At 72.9% G+C, this 14,985-nt stretch carries 10 protein-coding genes; 6 read left to right on the forward strand and 4 right to left on the reverse strand.

Annotated elements, in window-relative coordinates; translation table 11 throughout:
* Nucleotides 1–214: 214 nt before the first annotated feature.
* The 3 genes from ACMTAK_RS30270 to ACMTAK_RS30280 are packed head-to-tail and all read right to left on the reverse strand — an operon-like array spanning nt 215 to nt 3,112.
* Complete coding sequence (locus ACMTAK_RS30270; RefSeq protein WP_413809111.1) at nt 215–1,582, reverse strand: coenzyme F420-0:L-glutamate ligase; 1,368 nt, start codon at nt 1,580–1,582, stop codon at nt 215–217.
* Nucleotides 1,579–2,541, reverse strand: a complete 963-nt coding sequence (cofD, locus tag ACMTAK_RS30275) for a 2-phospho-L-lactate transferase (RefSeq protein WP_413809112.1) — start codon at nt 2,539–2,541, stop codon at nt 1,579–1,581. The genes ACMTAK_RS30270 and cofD overlap by 4 nt, the downstream gene beginning before the upstream one ends.
* Nucleotides 2,542–2,590: 49 nt before the next feature.
* Nucleotides 2,591–3,112 (reverse strand): cysteine dioxygenase, encoded by a 522-nt coding sequence (locus tag ACMTAK_RS30280; protein ID WP_413809113.1) that lies wholly within the window; start codon nt 3,110–3,112, stop codon nt 2,591–2,593.
* A 701-nt stretch (nt 3,113–3,813) separates the two neighbouring features.
* Here ACMTAK_RS30280 and ACMTAK_RS30285 point away from each other — a divergent pair.
* The 3 genes from ACMTAK_RS30285 (at nt 3,814) to ACMTAK_RS30295 (ending at nt 10,054) form a co-directional block, all read left to right on the forward strand.
* Nucleotides 3,814–4,077 carry a WhiB family transcriptional regulator gene (locus ACMTAK_RS30285; RefSeq protein ID WP_004952403.1) on the forward strand — a complete coding sequence of 88 codons (264 nt, stop codon included), beginning with the start codon at nt 3,814–3,816 and terminating at the stop codon, nt 4,075–4,077.
* 341 nt (nt 4,078–4,418) lie between these two features.
* A complete protein-coding gene (locus ACMTAK_RS30290; protein ID WP_413809114.1) occupies nt 4,419–8,477 on the forward strand; it encodes a glycosyltransferase family 2 protein in 4,059 nt (1,352 codons plus the stop codon).
* A complete protein-coding gene (locus ACMTAK_RS30295) occupies nt 8,474–10,054 on the forward strand; it encodes a DUF5719 family protein (protein ID WP_413809115.1) in 1,581 nt (526 codons plus the stop codon). The genes ACMTAK_RS30290 and ACMTAK_RS30295 overlap by 4 nt, the downstream gene beginning before the upstream one ends.
* A gap of 190 nt (nt 10,055–10,244) precedes the next feature.
* Here ACMTAK_RS30295 and ACMTAK_RS30300 read toward each other — a convergent pair whose 3' ends face one another.
* Nucleotides 10,245–10,664, reverse strand: a complete 420-nt coding sequence (locus tag ACMTAK_RS30300) for a metallopeptidase family protein (RefSeq protein ID WP_413809116.1) — start codon at nt 10,662–10,664, stop codon at nt 10,245–10,247.
* 340 nt (nt 10,665–11,004) lie between these two features.
* On the opposite strand from ACMTAK_RS30300, the gene ACMTAK_RS30305 reads away from it, so the two are divergent.
* From ACMTAK_RS30305 to ACMTAK_RS30315, 3 genes are all read left to right on the forward strand, one after another.
* The gene (locus ACMTAK_RS30305) at nt 11,005–11,454 is read left to right on the forward strand and encodes a DUF3499 domain-containing protein (RefSeq protein WP_020870815.1); all 450 of its coding nucleotides are present in this window, start codon (nt 11,005–11,007) and stop codon (nt 11,452–11,454) included.
* A 235-nt stretch (nt 11,455–11,689) separates the two neighbouring features.
* Nucleotides 11,690–13,306: an L-lactate permease gene (locus ACMTAK_RS30310; protein WP_413809117.1), complete on the forward strand. Its 1,617-nt coding sequence runs from the start codon at nt 11,690–11,692 to the stop codon at nt 13,304–13,306.
* Between the two features lie 186 nt (nt 13,307–13,492).
* On the forward strand, nt 13,493–14,851 hold the full coding sequence (locus ACMTAK_RS30315) for a phosphomannomutase/phosphoglucomutase (RefSeq protein ID WP_413809118.1): 1,359 nt from the start codon (nt 13,493–13,495) through the stop codon (nt 14,849–14,851).
* Nucleotides 14,852–14,985: the final 134 nt, after the last annotated feature.

A 14,985-nucleotide genomic window follows, 5' to 3' on the forward strand; every position in this document is an offset into this window, starting at 1 on the left:
AACGCGCGCCCCCACCCCCCGCGCGCGCGACCCCACCGCGCAACCGGCCCGCACAACCCCGACCCCAGAGACCCCAACCCAGAGACCCCAACCCGAGAGAGCCCGACCCCACAGAACCAACCCCAGAGAACCGACCCAGACCAACAAACCCCACAGAACCCGACCCCAGACCACCCAACCCCATACACCCCCAACCGCACACACCCACCCCCGCCTACCGCACCACCACGAACCCCTCCACCCCCCGCTCCGGCCGCGCCACCGGCGGCACCGCCGCCTGGCCGACCGCGACCGTGCCCATCGGGTCCCAGTCGTCCGGCAGGCCCAGAACCTCGCGAACCACCGGGCGGCAGAACATCGTGGACGACACCCACGCCGAGCCCAGCCCCTCACCCGCCAGCGCGACCAGCAGGTTCTGCACCCCGGCCCCGGCCGCGACCACGAACATCTCGCGCTCCGCCGTGTTACGCCGAGTATCGGGATACGTGTGGGCGCCGTCGGCGACCAGGCACGGGACCACCAGGTACGGAGCCTTGCGCAGCACATCCCCGCGCCGCACCCGCTTGGCGATGCTCTCCTCCGAGAAGGCGTCCCCGCGCAGATCGGCGATCCAGGCGTCCCGCATCGCGTCCAGCAGCCGCGTCCGCGACTCCTCCGACTCCAGCAGGACGAACCGCCACGGCGTCGTATGGTGCGGCGCAGGCGCTGTGACGGCCGCGGCGACCGCGCGCCGCACCGCCGCGCCGTCCACCGGCTCATCGGTGAACTCCCGCACCGTACGGCGCAGCGTCACCGCCTCCCGTACGGCCTCGGAGGTGCCCAGCCGGAACATGTCGTCCGCGGCGCCGCGCACCAACGCCCGCGCGCCCCCGTCCTCGTCAACATCAACCCCCCGCCGATCGGACCCCTCGGCCCCGTCCGACCCCTCGAACTCCACCACCTGCGGAAGCCCCCGCAATACGGCCACCGGCAGCCCCTCGGCCTTGCCCTTGACCAGGTCACCCGCGGCGGCCAGCTCGTCAGCGGTGGCGACGATGGTCGCGCTCAGCGCGTTCCCGTACGCGTCGACTCCGCCGCGCAGATCGTCCAGGACCCGCACCCCGGCCGCGCCGATGGCGACATCGGTGACCCCGGTCCGCCACGGCCGTCCGAACGTGTCGGTGACGATGACGCCGACCTCCACGCCGAGCACCTCCCGCAGCCCGGCCCGGATCGCCCGCGCCGAGGCGTCGGGGTCCTCGGGGAGCAACAGGACGGTTCCGGAAGGGGTGTTGGAGGCATCGACCCCGGCGGCGGCCATGACCAGACCGTGGCGGGTCTCGACGATCCGCGTACGGCCGCGCCGCGCCACGACCCGTACCGTCTCGGCGTCTATGGCCGCCTCGCGGTCGGCCGCCTCGATGACGCGCCCCTCCGCCTTGCTGACGATCTTGGAGGTGACCAGCAGCACATCGCCGTGCGCGAGCCCCGGCAGACCGTCCGAGGTCGCGGCGTCGGCGATCAGCTTGGCGAGGTTGTCACCGGGCCGCACCTCGGGCATCCCGGGCAGGGCCCACACCTGGTACGACGCATGTTCCGTCATGCCCGCACCTCTTCCGCCAGCGCCAGCGCCTCGGCCGCCATCGCCGCCGTGGCCTTGAGGTCCGCCATCATCAGCGGGATCGCCCGGCAGCGGATCCCGGCGGCCTCGACCTCCTCGACCGCGCCCGCGTCGACGGTGTCGACGAGCCAGCCGTCCAGCAGCCCGGAGCCATAGTGCTTGGCGACCGCGGCGGCGGTGGACTCCACGCCGACGGCGGCGAGCACCTTGTCGGCCATGCCGCGCACGGGCGCGTCGCCCACGATGGGGGACAGGCCCACGACCGGGACCCCGGCGTCGGCGATGGCCTCGCGCACACCGGGCACGGCGAGGATCGTGCCGACGCTGACCACCGGGTTGGACGGCGGGAAGAGGACGACATCGGCGTCGGCGATGGCCTCCAGAACGCCGGGCGCCGGTTTTGCCTGGTCGGCGCCGACGGGCACGACGGCGTGGGCGGGCACGGAGGCGCGCAGCCGCACCCAGTACTCCTGGAAGTGGACGGCCTTACGGCCTTCACCATCAGGGTCGTCGATCAGGACATGGGTCTCGACGCGGTCGTCCGTCATGGGCAGCAGCCGCACCCCCGGCTGCCACCGGGCGCACAGCGCCTCGGTGACGGCGCTCAGTGGATACCCAGCGCCCATCATCTGCGTACGGACTATGTGCGTGGCGAAGTCGCGGTCGCCGAGGCCGAACCACTCGGGCCCCACCCCGTACGCCGCCAGCTCCTCCTTGACGGTGAAGGTCTCGTCGGCCCGGCCCCAGCCCTGCTCCTCGTGGATGCCACCGCCGAGGGTGTACATCACGGTGTCGAGGTCGGGGCAGACCTTGAGGCCGAAGAGGTGGATGTCGTCGCCGGTGTTCCCGATGACGGTGATATCGGCGTCCGGAGCCGCCGACATCAGACCGCGAAGGAAACGGGCGCCGCCGATACCGCCTGCCAGAACCACAATGCGCATGGAGCACAGTCTTGCAGCAGCCCCGGACATCGGGGGCGTTCGGGGCGGCTCAGCCGCCGAGGGCGCCCAGCGCGTCCGCCCCGGCCCCGGCGGGCAACTCGGCGCTCTGGGTGGGGTGCAGCGGCATCTCGGTCAGCCCGGGGGAGTAGATGTGCAGACTGACGGCGGGTTCGAGGGCGTCGTTGACCACGTCGTGCACATAACCGGGCGCGAAGACGCGCTGTGCGCCGGCGCGCAGCGTATGCCGCGCGCCGCGCGTCCCCACCCGCTCGGTGAGCTCGCCCTGGAGCACGGTCAGCACCCCGGAGGAGCGGCCGTGGTCATGGGCCCCGCTGCCCTGTCCGGGTACCCAGCTGAGCAGCCACACCTCATAGCCGGGGCCGGTGCGCAGCCGGTGGTACCAGCGGCTGGTGGCGTCGTACTGGACGAGGGGCGCCCAGCCGTCGCGGTCGGCCGCGATGGTGCGGGCCAGGCCCGCGAAGGCGGAGACGGTGGAGGGGTGCGCGGGTACGGGCGGCAGCAGATGCGGGATGGCGAGCGGGTCACCGGCGATCTGGACGTCGCTGTTCATGCGGTGGGTTCCTCGGACGGGAAGGGCGCGGAGTGAGCGCCGTAAGGACGCGGTGGGGCGGAGGGGCGCGGTAAGGGCGCGAGGTGCGATCTGGACGCGGTGTGCGGTCTCAGTACGAGACGCCGCGTGCGGAACGCGGAGAAAGCTGGAGCTCAGGAGGCATCAACAGCTCGAACAGCGACAGCGAGCCCGCACAGCGCAGCGGAACCCGTGGTCACGGGTCGGCAGGGGCGCGTGGGTCACTGACATGCGACCAAGGAGACCCGGATCGCCGCGCCGCTGTCAACTTCATCTCACGTTTCAGGTCAAGGTTCACCTCATCCGGTCGCTGTGGAGGCAGAAAGGTTTGTGCGCGCGTTGTATTGGTGACACGGCGCATCAACGCGCATCACTCCCGTACCGCCCCGCCCATCCCGCCCACTCCGCACCATCTCCCGCGCGATGCAACGGGACCGGCGCCGATGGCGTCCTCCTCAGTGAGTGAGAGGAGGGGCCTCAGGCGACGGATGGGGAAGGTGTCGCGTTTAGGCTGATTTGAACACTTTCCGCGCAGCCTTGGTTCCGCAGAGTGAATAAGAGGCCCAATAGCAGATCTCGGCTTGACTGGCCCGGATCGGCACACTTGTAATTTCACTCGTGTCGTTCTGCCGCTTCACCAACGGCATCAGGCACGGGGACGCAAAGACAGACGAGGGGCGCACATGACCGAGTTGTTCCAGCAACTGCTGGTCGAAGAGGCGGACGAGGAGCTCGGTTGGCAGGAGCGCGCACTGTGCGCCCAGACCGATCCCGAGTCGTTCTTCCCGGAAAAGGGCGGATCCACCCGTGAGGCGAAGAAGGTCTGCCTCGCCTGCGAGGTTCGTTCCGAGTGCCTCGAGTACGCCCTCGCCAACGACGAGCGCTTCGGCATCTGGGGCGGTCTGTCCGAGCGCGAGCGCCGCCGCCTGAAGAAGGCCGCCGTCTGACCCACGGCGTCTGGGATCCGCCAGATCCGCCGGGCCCGTCGCCAGATCCGCCGGGCCCGTCGCCAGGTCCGCCGGGGCCCGCCGTCAGGCCCGCCGGGCTCGCCGAAAGATCCGCCGGGGCCCGTCGGACCTGGCAGAACCGCATGACCCGCGCTGACATATATCCGCACAGTTCACGGCGGAGTGAGCCACCGCGACCGGTCCGCCCCCGAGCCCATGGCGACGGGAGGCGGACCGGTCGCATACACAGCCGTTAGTGTGGGGCCCCGTCCGAGACGCTCCAACGCCCCCATGGGGCGCGCGCGTCCACCGCAGTCCAGCGAACCGGGGCCCGTACCTCGATGTCCGTGCACAGCCACCCGGCGGCCCAATATCCGGCCGCCACCGCCGCGTTTGCGCCCGCTCAAGAACCGGTTCAGACACCGGCCTATCCGCGTCATGTCGTCACCGCCGTGCTGGTCGCCCACGACGGCGCCCGCTGGCTGCCCGACGCGCTGTCCGGTCTGCTCGGCCAGGAGCGCCCGGTCCAGAGCGTCATCGCGGCCGACACCGGCAGCGCCGACGACTCCGCCCGGCTGCTCACCGAGACCCTCGGCGAGGAGCGGGTGCTGCACATGGCGCGCCGCAGCGGCTTCGGCACGGCCGTCGCCGAAGCGGTCCGTACGGCCCCGGTGCTGGGTCCCGAGGAGCTCACCTACCTCAAGCGCCCCAGCGGCTGGGACCCCGTCAACCGCACCTGGCGCGACGACGCGTACGACATGCCGGAGCTGCCGCACGGCGAGCCCGTCCAGTGGCTGTGGCTGCTGCACGACGACTGCGCCCCCGAGCCCGACGCCCTGGCCGAGCTGCTGCGGGTGGTCGACGCCGAGTTCACCGCCAACCGCGAGCCCGCGATCGTCGGACCCAAGCTGCGCGGCTGGTACGACCGCCGGCAGCTGCTCGAAGTCGGCGTCAGCATCGCCCGCAGCGGCCGCCGCTGGACCGGCCTGGAGCGGCGCGAGCAGGACCAGGGCCAGCACGACCAGGTGCGCCCGGTGCTGTCGGTGTCCAGCGCGGGCATGCTGGTGCGCCGCGATGTGTGGGAGCAGCTGAGCGGTTTCGACCCCTGGCTGCCCCTGATGCGCGACGACGTCGACCTGTGCTGGCGCGCCCAGGCGGCCGGGCACCAGGTGCTGGTGGCCCCGGACGCCGTACTGCGGCACGCGGAGGCGTCCGCGCGCGAGCGGCGGCCCATCGACTGCGTGGGGCGCTCGGTGGCCCACCCGTCACCCGACCACCACCCCCCACGGAGACGCTTCGCGTCGCGCCGTTCGTCGCCGCATCGCGTGGACAAGGCGGGCGCCGTCTACACCCTGCTGGTCAACACCAGGGGCGCGCTGCTGCCCTATGTGATGCTGCGGCTCCTGTTCGGCACGCTGCTGCGCACCCTGGCCTATCTCGTGGGCAAGGTGCCGGGGCAGGCCCTGGACGAGGTCGCCGGTCTCTTCGGCGTGCTGCTGCGGCCGGGGCGGATCCTCGCCGCACGTAAGCGCAGAGGCCGCCCCGCGACGGAGCCGAGCGAGCTGCGGCCGCTCTTCCCGCCGCCCGGCGCGACCGTAAGGGCGACGGTTGAGCAAGTCGCCAGCAATATTGGTGGCCGTTCCGAGCCCGAGCTGTCCTCCGGGGGGCGGCATGGCGCGGTCGAGTCCGGGCCCGGCGGCGACGACGCCGACTTCCTGGAGATCGAGCAGTTCGCCCGGCTCAAGCGGATCGCGCGCAAGCCCGGCCCGATGCTCTTCCTCGTGCTGCTGGTGGTCTCGCTGGTCGCCTGCCGGGATCTGCTCGGCGCCGGCGCGCTCGCGGGCGGGGCCCTGCTGCCCGCGCCCGCCCATGTCTCCGAGCTGTGGTCGAGCTATGTGGACGGCTGGCATCCGGTCGGCACCGGCGGCACGCAGTCCGCGCCGCCGTATCTGGCCGCCCTCGCCTCGCTGGCCACGGTGTTCCTGGGCTCCACGGGCTTCACGCTGACCCTGTTGCTGGTGTGTTCGGTGCCGCTGGCCGGGTTCATCGCCTACTTCGCCTCCCGGCCGCTGGTCGAGTCCCGGCTGCTGCGCGCCTGGGGAAGCGTCGCGTACGCCTTCCTCCCGGCCGCGACCGGGGCGCTCGCGGGCGGGCGGCTGGGCACCGCCGTGCTCGCCGTACTGCTGCCGCTGATGGCCCGGGCGGCAGCCGCCGCGACCGGCTTCACCGGCAACGGGACACGGCTGCCGAGCTGGCGGGCGACGTGGGCGTACGCGCTGCTGCTGACGTTCACCATGGCCTTCACCCCGGTCGTCTGGCCGATGGCGCTCCTCCTGGGCGCCGGTGTGCTCGTGCTGCGCCACCGACAGGGCGGCACCGAGCAGCTCATGGGGTACGGGCTGCGGTTCCTGAGCCTCGTCGTCACCCCGCTCGTCGTGCTCGCCCCCTGGTCGCTGGACCTCGTCACCGACCCGGCCCGCTTCCTCGAGGAGGCCGGGCTGGACCGCGGCGCCGGGTCCGCGTCCGCCCTGGACCTGCTCGCGCTCAGCCCCGGCGGTCCCAACGGCGGCGGCACGCTGCTGCTGCTCGGCTTCGTCCTGGCCGCGCTCGCCGCCCTGATGCGCGGGGAGCGGCAGACCGTGGTGCGCACCGCGTGGGCCGTGGCGCTCACCGGCTTCCTCTTCGCGGCGCTCACGAACGGCTCCGGCTGGGCCGGGCCCGCGACCCTCGTCTACGGCCTGGCGCTGCTGACCGCCGCCGTGGTCGGCGCCGAGGACGCGCGGGAGCGGGTGGCGGCGCAGAGCTTCGGCTGGCGCCAGCCGGTGGCACTACTGATCGCGGTCGCCACGGTCGCCGCGCCGCTGTACGCCGCCGTCACCTGGATGACGGGCGGCGCGGACGGCCCGGTGGGACGGCGCGACCCCTCGCAGGTCCCGGCGTTCGTGGCGGCCGAGAGCGCCACCGAGGACCAGGCCCGCACCCTGGTGCTCGGCGGCGACAGCAGCGCCGCCCACGCCGACTACGCCCTGGTGCGCGGCTCCGGCGCCCGGCTCGGCGACGGCGAACTCGCGGCGGCGGGCGGCTCCGACACCCGGCTCGACGGTGTGGTGGCCAATCTGATCGCGGGCTCCGGCGCCGACCAGACCCGTCAGCTCGGCGGCTACGCGGTGCGCTATGTGTACGTCCAGAAGGGCACGCCGCCCGAGATGGAGCGGGTGCTGAACGCGACCCCGGGCCTCACCCAGCTCAGCCGGCAGCACGGCGGAGTGCTGTGGCGGGTCGACCAGCGGGTCTCGCGGGTCTCCATCGTCCCGGCCGAGTCCTCGGGCCGCCCGGCGGGCGGGACGGCGGCCAAACCGGTGCACGTGGCCTCCGGCCCCGTCGAGGCGCACACCACGGTGCCGGACGGCACGGCCGGGCGGGTGCTGCGGATCGCCGACCGGTCCGCGCCCGACTGGCAGGCCAAGCTCGACGGCAAGCCGCTGAAGCCGACGACGGTCGACGGCTGGGCGCAGGGCTTCGAACTCCCGTCGAGCGGCGGCCGGTTGGACCTCACCTACGACACGCCCATCACGCACACCGCATGGGTGTGGGCGCAGGGGCTGCTCGCGGTCGTGCTGCTGGTGCTCGCGCTGCCGGGCCGCCGCCGGAACGTCGACGACGACATGCCGGACGCGGAGGGCGCGGCCGCCGCCGTCACCGCCGAGGACCTGGCGGGCGACGGCCGCCGGGCGCGGCGGCTGCGGGCCGCCGCGGAGGCGCAGGCCGCGCAGGACGGGGGCGCCAAGGGGCGGCCGGAGACGGACCCGGCCGCCGCGGACGCCATGCCCGGGCAGCCGGGCGAGATCCCCTCGCAGCCGGGTGAGCCGCCCATGCCGGGGCAGCCGCCGATGCCGGGCGAGCCGCCGCTGCGGCCGACCGCCGAGCCGGCCGCCATGGGTGACCCCTACGGCGACAACGCGATGGCGAACGACCCTTACGGCGACCAGACGGCCGCCGGTGACCCGTACGCGGCGGTGCCGCACCAGCAGCAGTACGGGCAGCAGTGGGACGCGCAGACGTACGCCGACGCCGGATACGGCCAGTACCCGGCCGGTCAGTACCAGGGCGAGCAGTACGCGGGGGAGCAGTACCAGGGGGAGGGCTACGCGTCCCAGTACTCCACCGGCCAGTACCCGGCCGGCGACTACCAGGGCGGCTATCAGGACACCGGCTATCCGGCCGGCTACCAGGAGGGCCAGTACCCGGCGGACCCGTACGCGGGCGGCCAGTACGCCGAACCTTACGGCTACGACCAGCAGCAGCCCTATGCCGACGGCGGCTACCCCCCGCAGGGCGACACGACGTACGGCGACGCCGACCCCGAGGACCGCCGCGACGGGAGCGATCAGCAGCGATGAACCGCACCACCCTGTCCCTGATCGGCGCCGCCACGGCGCTGGCCGCCGTCACCGGCGTCGCGGCCCTCACGGGGGGCTCCTCCGACGACGCGGACGCCTCCGCGAAGGCCGCCACCCGGCTGCCCGTTCAGCGCTCGACGCTGCTGTGCCCGACGCCCTCCTCCTCGGACGTGAGCGACACCACCTACACCGCGTACACGCCCAAGCGGGACGGCGCGGACGCCAAGGACGGTGCCGCCGAACTGCTGCCCGCCCAGAACCCCGCTGACGACACGACGGATCCCGGCGGCGACGACGGCGGTAAGGACGACGGCAAGAACGGTAAGGACGGCAAGGACGGCGGGAAGGGCGGCCAGGCGGCCCCGGGCGGCGACAAGCCCGTGCTGCCCCTGAAGGAGCCCGGCAAGCCCGTCACCACCGAGGAGAGCAGCGCGGGCGCGCCCGCGCTCATCGGCACCGCCGACGGCCGCTTCGCGCCCGGCTGGACCGTCCAGCAGACCACCACGATCGACGCGGGCAGCGGGCGCGGCCTCCTGGGCACCGCGTGCACCGCGCCCGACACGGACTTCTGGCTCCCCGGCGTCAGCACCGACCGGAACCGCCAGGACTTCGTCCATCTCACGAACCCGGACGACGCCGCGGCCGAGGTGGACCTGAAGCTCTACGGATCCAGCGGCCGGCTGAAGCCCTCCACCGACGAGGCGATCACGGTCCCGCCCCGCTCCACGGTCCCGGTCCTGCTCTCGACCCTCACCGACCAGCGGACGGCCGGCGCCACGCTCCATGTGACGGCCCGCACCGGCCGGATCGGGGCGGCCGTGCAGGCCGTGGACCAGAAGGCCGGCGGCGACTGGCTCCCCGCCTCCGCCGTGCCCTCGACGAGCGTCGCGATCCCCGGCATCCCCAAGGACGTCACCTCGGCCCGCCTGATCGTCTTCGCGCCCGGGTCCGACGACGCGGACCTCAAGGTGCGGCTGGCCGGGCCGAACAACGCGATCACCCCGGCCGGACATGAGTCGCTGCACGTCAAGAGCGGGATGACGGCCACGATCGACCTCGGCGACGTGACCAAGGGCGAGCCCGGCTCGCTGCTGCTCACCCCCGAGAGCGGCGAGGGCCCGGCCACGCCGGTCGTGGCCGCGCTCCAGGTGACCCGAGGCAGGGGGAGCGACCAGGAGACGGCGTTCATCCCCGCGACCGCCGCGATCGAGCGCAGCGCCACCGCGGCCGACAACCGCACCAAGGGCTCCACGCTCTCCCTGGTGGCGCCGCGCGCGTCCGCCAAGGTGCGCGTCACCGCCTCGGCGGGCGCCGGGGGCGGCAGCCCGGTGAGCAAGACCTACGAGGTCAAGGGCGGCACCACCAAGGCCCTGGAGCCACCGCGCCCGACCTCGGGCAAGGGCCCGTACGCGGTGACGGTCGAACGGCTCTCCGGCGGCCCGGTGCACGCCTCGCGGATGCTGGCACTGCCGGAGGGCGGGGTGCCGATGTTCACGATCCAGTCGCTGCCGGACGACCGGGGCACGGTCGCGGTGCCCGAGGCAGGCCAGGACCTGTCCTTGCTCAACGACGACTAGAGCGGGGCTGGAGCCTCGTCTCTGCCGCGTGGCTGGGGCTCCGCCCCTGGGCCCCGGGGTCTGGGGGCGGAGCCCCAGTTGCGGGAAGGGGCGGGTAGGGGAAAGCGGCCCGCCGCAGGCGTCACGAGCCGCCGGACGCCTCCTGGTCCTGCCCGTACGGCGGGGCCGCCGCTCCCGCCCGTACCGGGGCCTACTCCTGCCCGTACCGCGGGTCCACGGACTCCGGCGCCAGCCCCAGCAGCTCCGCCACCTGCTCGACCACGACCTCGTGCACCAGCAGCGCCCGCTCGTCCCGGTTCTTCGCCCGGATCTCGACCGGGCGGCGGTAGATCACGATCCGGTCCGGCGCGTCCCCGCGGGCCGCGATGAAGCGCCCGAGCGGTACGGACTCGCCGTCCCAGCCGTCCGCCCCGCCGTGCCCGGCCGGGCCACCGCCCGACCCCGGGCCGCCGAGCCCCGACGTGGGCACCTCGAGCACCGTGAAGTCGACCCCGGACAGCTGTGGCCAGCGTCTCTCCAGCCGCTCCGCCGAGTCCTGCACAAGATCGACGAAGGACTCCGCGCGGCTGACCGAGAGCGGCACCTGGGGAGGCGCGATGGGGCCGCGCATACCTCGTCCGTGGCGATCGCGACGACGAGGACGCGGCTCGGACTGGTGCGGGTGTACGGGCCTGGTCATCACTCCGAGGGTAGCCGTCGCCGACCCGCCCTCATGCGCTTACCGGACAGCCGTGCCGGATGTCGCCAAATGAGCATTCCAGCCACGCTTGGGTCCAAAAACGGACGTCTCTTGAATCGCTTCCCTGGCCCAGGATGATCTCTCTCGGTTCGAGTGCTGACCGGATTCGTTGTCGGCGGTTCTGGCCGCGTCGGAGGTCCACGCTGGTCAGCCAGCAAGTTCACGTTTCGGGTGCACGGTGCGAACCAGGACGACACGGCGGAGTGAGCTGGTGGAGAGTCGTCGCGGCCCGCTCAAGAGTGCGGTACCGTCCAACGTCGTGAGCCCTGTACGTCGCTGTTCGCGCACCGCCTGCGGCCGCCCCGCCGTCGCGACGCTGACGTACGTCTACGCGGATTCGACCGCCGTTCTCGGGCCGCTCGCCACCTACGCCGAGCCCCACTGCTACGACCTGTGCTCGGAGCACTCCGAACGGCTGACCGCCCCGCGCGGCTGGGAGGTCGTCCGGCTGGCCGTCGACAGCGGTCCGCCCCGGCCCAGCGGTGACGATCTGGAGGCACTGGCCAACGCGGTCCGCGAGGCCGCCCGCCCGCATGAGCGCGCGGCGGGGGCGGCGGCCGGTTCCGGGGGCTCCGGGGGCGGTCATGGCGGCCGGGAGGGCGATCCGCGTGAGGTCGCGCGCCGCGGCCATCTGCGGGTCCTGCGGTCACCCGAACCCTGATCGGCCTTCGCTCCCACGGTCTCCCGCGATCTTCCTCAGCCGTTCCCGCGATTTCTCGCGACCTTTGCCGCGATCTTCCGCAACCTTCCGCGTTCCGCGGCGTTCCCTGGGATCACTTGCTGACGGAGCATTGACTGTGACTTGGCGCGGACACGACCATGCCTGCACCCCAGGGTCCTCCGTTTCCGCATCACGGATGTGACCTTCCAGGGATGGCCCATGCCGGGAGGCCTGTGTGTTCGTGCAGCAGTTGGACCCCGTCGCCGATTCACTCTCCCTGTCCGCCCTCGTCGCCGCCCTTCCGCTCGTCACCGTCCTCGTCCTGCTCGGCGGGGTGCGGATGCGCGCCCACTACGCGGGCCCCATAGGGCTCGTCGTCGCCGTCCTCGTCGCCTGCCTCCCGTACGGGATGCCCGTCGGCCAGACCGTCTCCAGCGCCGCCCAAGGGGCGCTCTTCGGCCTCTTCCCCATCCTGTGGATCGTCGTCAACGCCCTGTGGGTGTACCGGATGACCGTCCGCACCGACCATTTCGACGTGCTGCGCCGCTCCTTCGGCCGGCTCTCGGACGACCCCCGCGTCCAGGCGCTCGTCATCGCCTTCTGCTTCGGCGCGCTCCTGGAGGCGCTCGCCGGGTTCGGCGCACCCGTGGCGATCTGCTCGGTCATGCTCGTGGCGCTCGGCTTCGACCCGGTGCGCGCCGCCGTCGTCGCGCTCGTCGCCAACACCGCGCCGGTCGCCTTCGGCGCCATGGCCACCCCGGTGGTGACGCTCGCTCAGGTCACCGGGCTGCCGCTGGACTCCGTGGCCTCCGTCGTGGGCCGGCAGACCCCGCTGCTCGCCCTCGTCGTCCCGCTGCTGTTGGTCGTGCTCGTCGACGGGCGGCGCGGGCTGCGCGAGACCTGGGTGCCCGCGCTCGCCTGTGGGGTCGCCTTCGCCATCGCCCAGTTCACCGTCTCCAACTACCTGTCCGTCCAGCTCGCCGACATCGCGGCGGCGCTGGTCGGCGCGGCCGTGCTGATGGCCGTGCCCGCCGCCCGGCGCCCGGCCGAGGAGCCGGTGCGCGCCGCCGTGCTCACGGGCGTACGCAGCGACGACCTGGACCGTGAGGACCCGCGCCGAGAGGTGGTGCGCGCCTACGCCCCGTACGCCCTCATCGTCGCGATCTTCTCCATCGCCCAGATCGGCCCGGTCAAGGATCTCCTGGCCAAGGCCACCCGCGCCTTCGACTGGCCCTTCCTGGACGTCGCCGACCCCGATGGAAAGGCGGTGGGCGCCAATGTCTTCTCGATGCCGCTGATCGCCACTGGCGGCACCCTGGTGCTGGTGGCCGGGGTGGCCACCGCCGCCGTGCTGAAGGTGACCGCGGGCGACGCCCTGCGGGAGTGGGCGGCCACGGTGCGCGAACTACGTCATGCGATCCTTACGGTCACTTCGGTGCTCGCGCTCGCCTATGTCATGAATCTCTCCGGGCAGGCCGCCACCATCGGTCACTTCGTCGCGGCCGCCGGGGCCGGGCTGGCCTTCCTCTCCCCGGTGCTCGGCTGGTTCGGGGTCGCCGTCTCCGGCTCGGACACTTCCGCGAACGCCCTCTTCGGCGCTCTCCAGGTGACCGCCGCCCGTGAGTCAGGGCTCTCGCCGGATCTGCTGGCCGCCGCCAACAGCTCGGGCGGGGTGCTCGGCAAGATGATCTCCCCGCAGAACCTCACCATCGCGTGCGCGGCGGTCGGGCTGAAGGGGCGCGAGGGCGACCTGCTCCGTAAGGTGCTGCCGTGGAGCCTCGCGCTGCTGCTGGTGATGTGTTTGATCGTCGTCGCGCAGTCGTCGTTCCTGCTGGGCTGGATGCTGCCGTGACCCGGGCCGGGGACGGCCCGCGGCAGGCCGCGCAAGTTGGCCGACAGCACGCCGCGCGACGGGGCTCACAGTTCCGGCCCAGGTCCTGCGGGTAGGTTTTGAGGTCCGCAGGGACGTACTCCGCAGGGACGTACGCGGAGACGTCCGTAGAGACATCTCCACCAGGACCTCCAGAAGGGGTTGGCTGTGCCCGACTTGTCGCAGATCGTGAAGGCGTACGACGTGCGCGGTGTGGTCCCGGACCAGTGGGACGAGTCGCTCGCCGAACTCTTCGGCGCCGCCTTCGCCCGGGTGACCGACGCGGACGCGATCGTCGTCGGCCATGACATGCGCCCCTCCTCGCCCGGTCTGGCGCGGGCCTTCGCGCGCGGCGCCGCCTCGCTCGGGGTGGATGTGACCGAGATCGGACTGTGCTCGACCGATCAGCTCTACTTCGCGAGCGGATATCTCAATCTGCCCGGCGCGATGTTCACCGCCAGCCACAACCCCGCGCGGTACAACGGCATCAAGATGTGCCGCGTGGGCGCCGCCCCCATCGGCCAGGACAGCGGCCTCGCCGAGATCCGCGCCCTGGTGGAGGGTTGGGCGGAGGGCGGCGCGCCCGAGCCCGCCGCCGAGGCCGGCACCATCGCCCAGCGGGACGTCCTCGACGACTACGCCGCCCATCTGCGCTCGCTGGTGGACCTGACCGCCATCCGGCCGCTGAAGGTCGTCGTGGACGCGGGCAACGGCATGGGCGGCCACACCGTCCCGACCGTCTTCGAGGGCCTCCCGCTCGAGCTCGACGCCCTCTACTTCGAGCTGGACGGCACCTTCCCCAACCACGAGGCCAACCCGCTCGACCCGAAGAACATCGTCGACCTTCAGGCCCGGGTCCGGGAGACCGGCGCCGACATCGGGCTCGCCTTCGACGGCGACGCCGACCGCTGCTTCGTCGTGGACGGGCGCGGCGAGCCGGTGTCCCCCTCCGCCATCACCGCCCTGGTCGCCTCCCGCGAGCTGGCCAAGCACCCGGGCGGGACGGTCATCCACAACTGCATCACCTCCTGGTCGGTCCCCGAGGTCGTCAAGGAGAACGGCGGCACCCCCGTCCGCACCCGCGTGGGCCACTCCTTCATCAAGGCCGAGATGGCCCGCTCCGGCGCGATCTTCGGCGGCGAGCACTCCGCGCACTACTACTTCCGCGACTTCTGGAACGCCGACACCGGCATGCTGGCCGCCCTGCACGTCCTGGCCGCACTCGGCGGCCAGAAGGGCCCGCTGTCGGACCTGGTCGCCCAGTACGACCGGTACGCGGCCTCCGGCGAGATCAACAGCACCGTCGACGACCAGGCCGGGCGCATGGAGGCCGTCAAGGCGGCGTACGAGCGCCGCGAGGGCGCCGAACTCGACGAACTCGACGGCCTTACGGTCACCACCCCCAACTGGTGGTTCAACCTCCGCCCCTCCAACACCGAGCCGCTCCTCCGCCTGAACGTCGAGGCCCGAGACCAGGAGACGGCGGCCGAGGTCCGCGACGAGGTCCTCGCCATCGTCCGCGCCTAGGGAGTGCCCGACGGATCGTGACGCCTGTGGCGGGCCGTTCCCCTCCCCGCCCCTTCCCCCGGGGCTCCGCCCCAGACCCCGGCGTCCTGACCGGTGGGCTGATCGCGCCGGTGGGCTGATCGCGGCCGACGGCC

Source organism: Streptomyces lacaronensis (assembly GCF_047337785.1).
Classification (GTDB): domain Bacteria; phylum Actinomycetota; class Actinomycetes; order Streptomycetales; family Streptomycetaceae; genus Streptomyces; species Streptomyces lycopersici.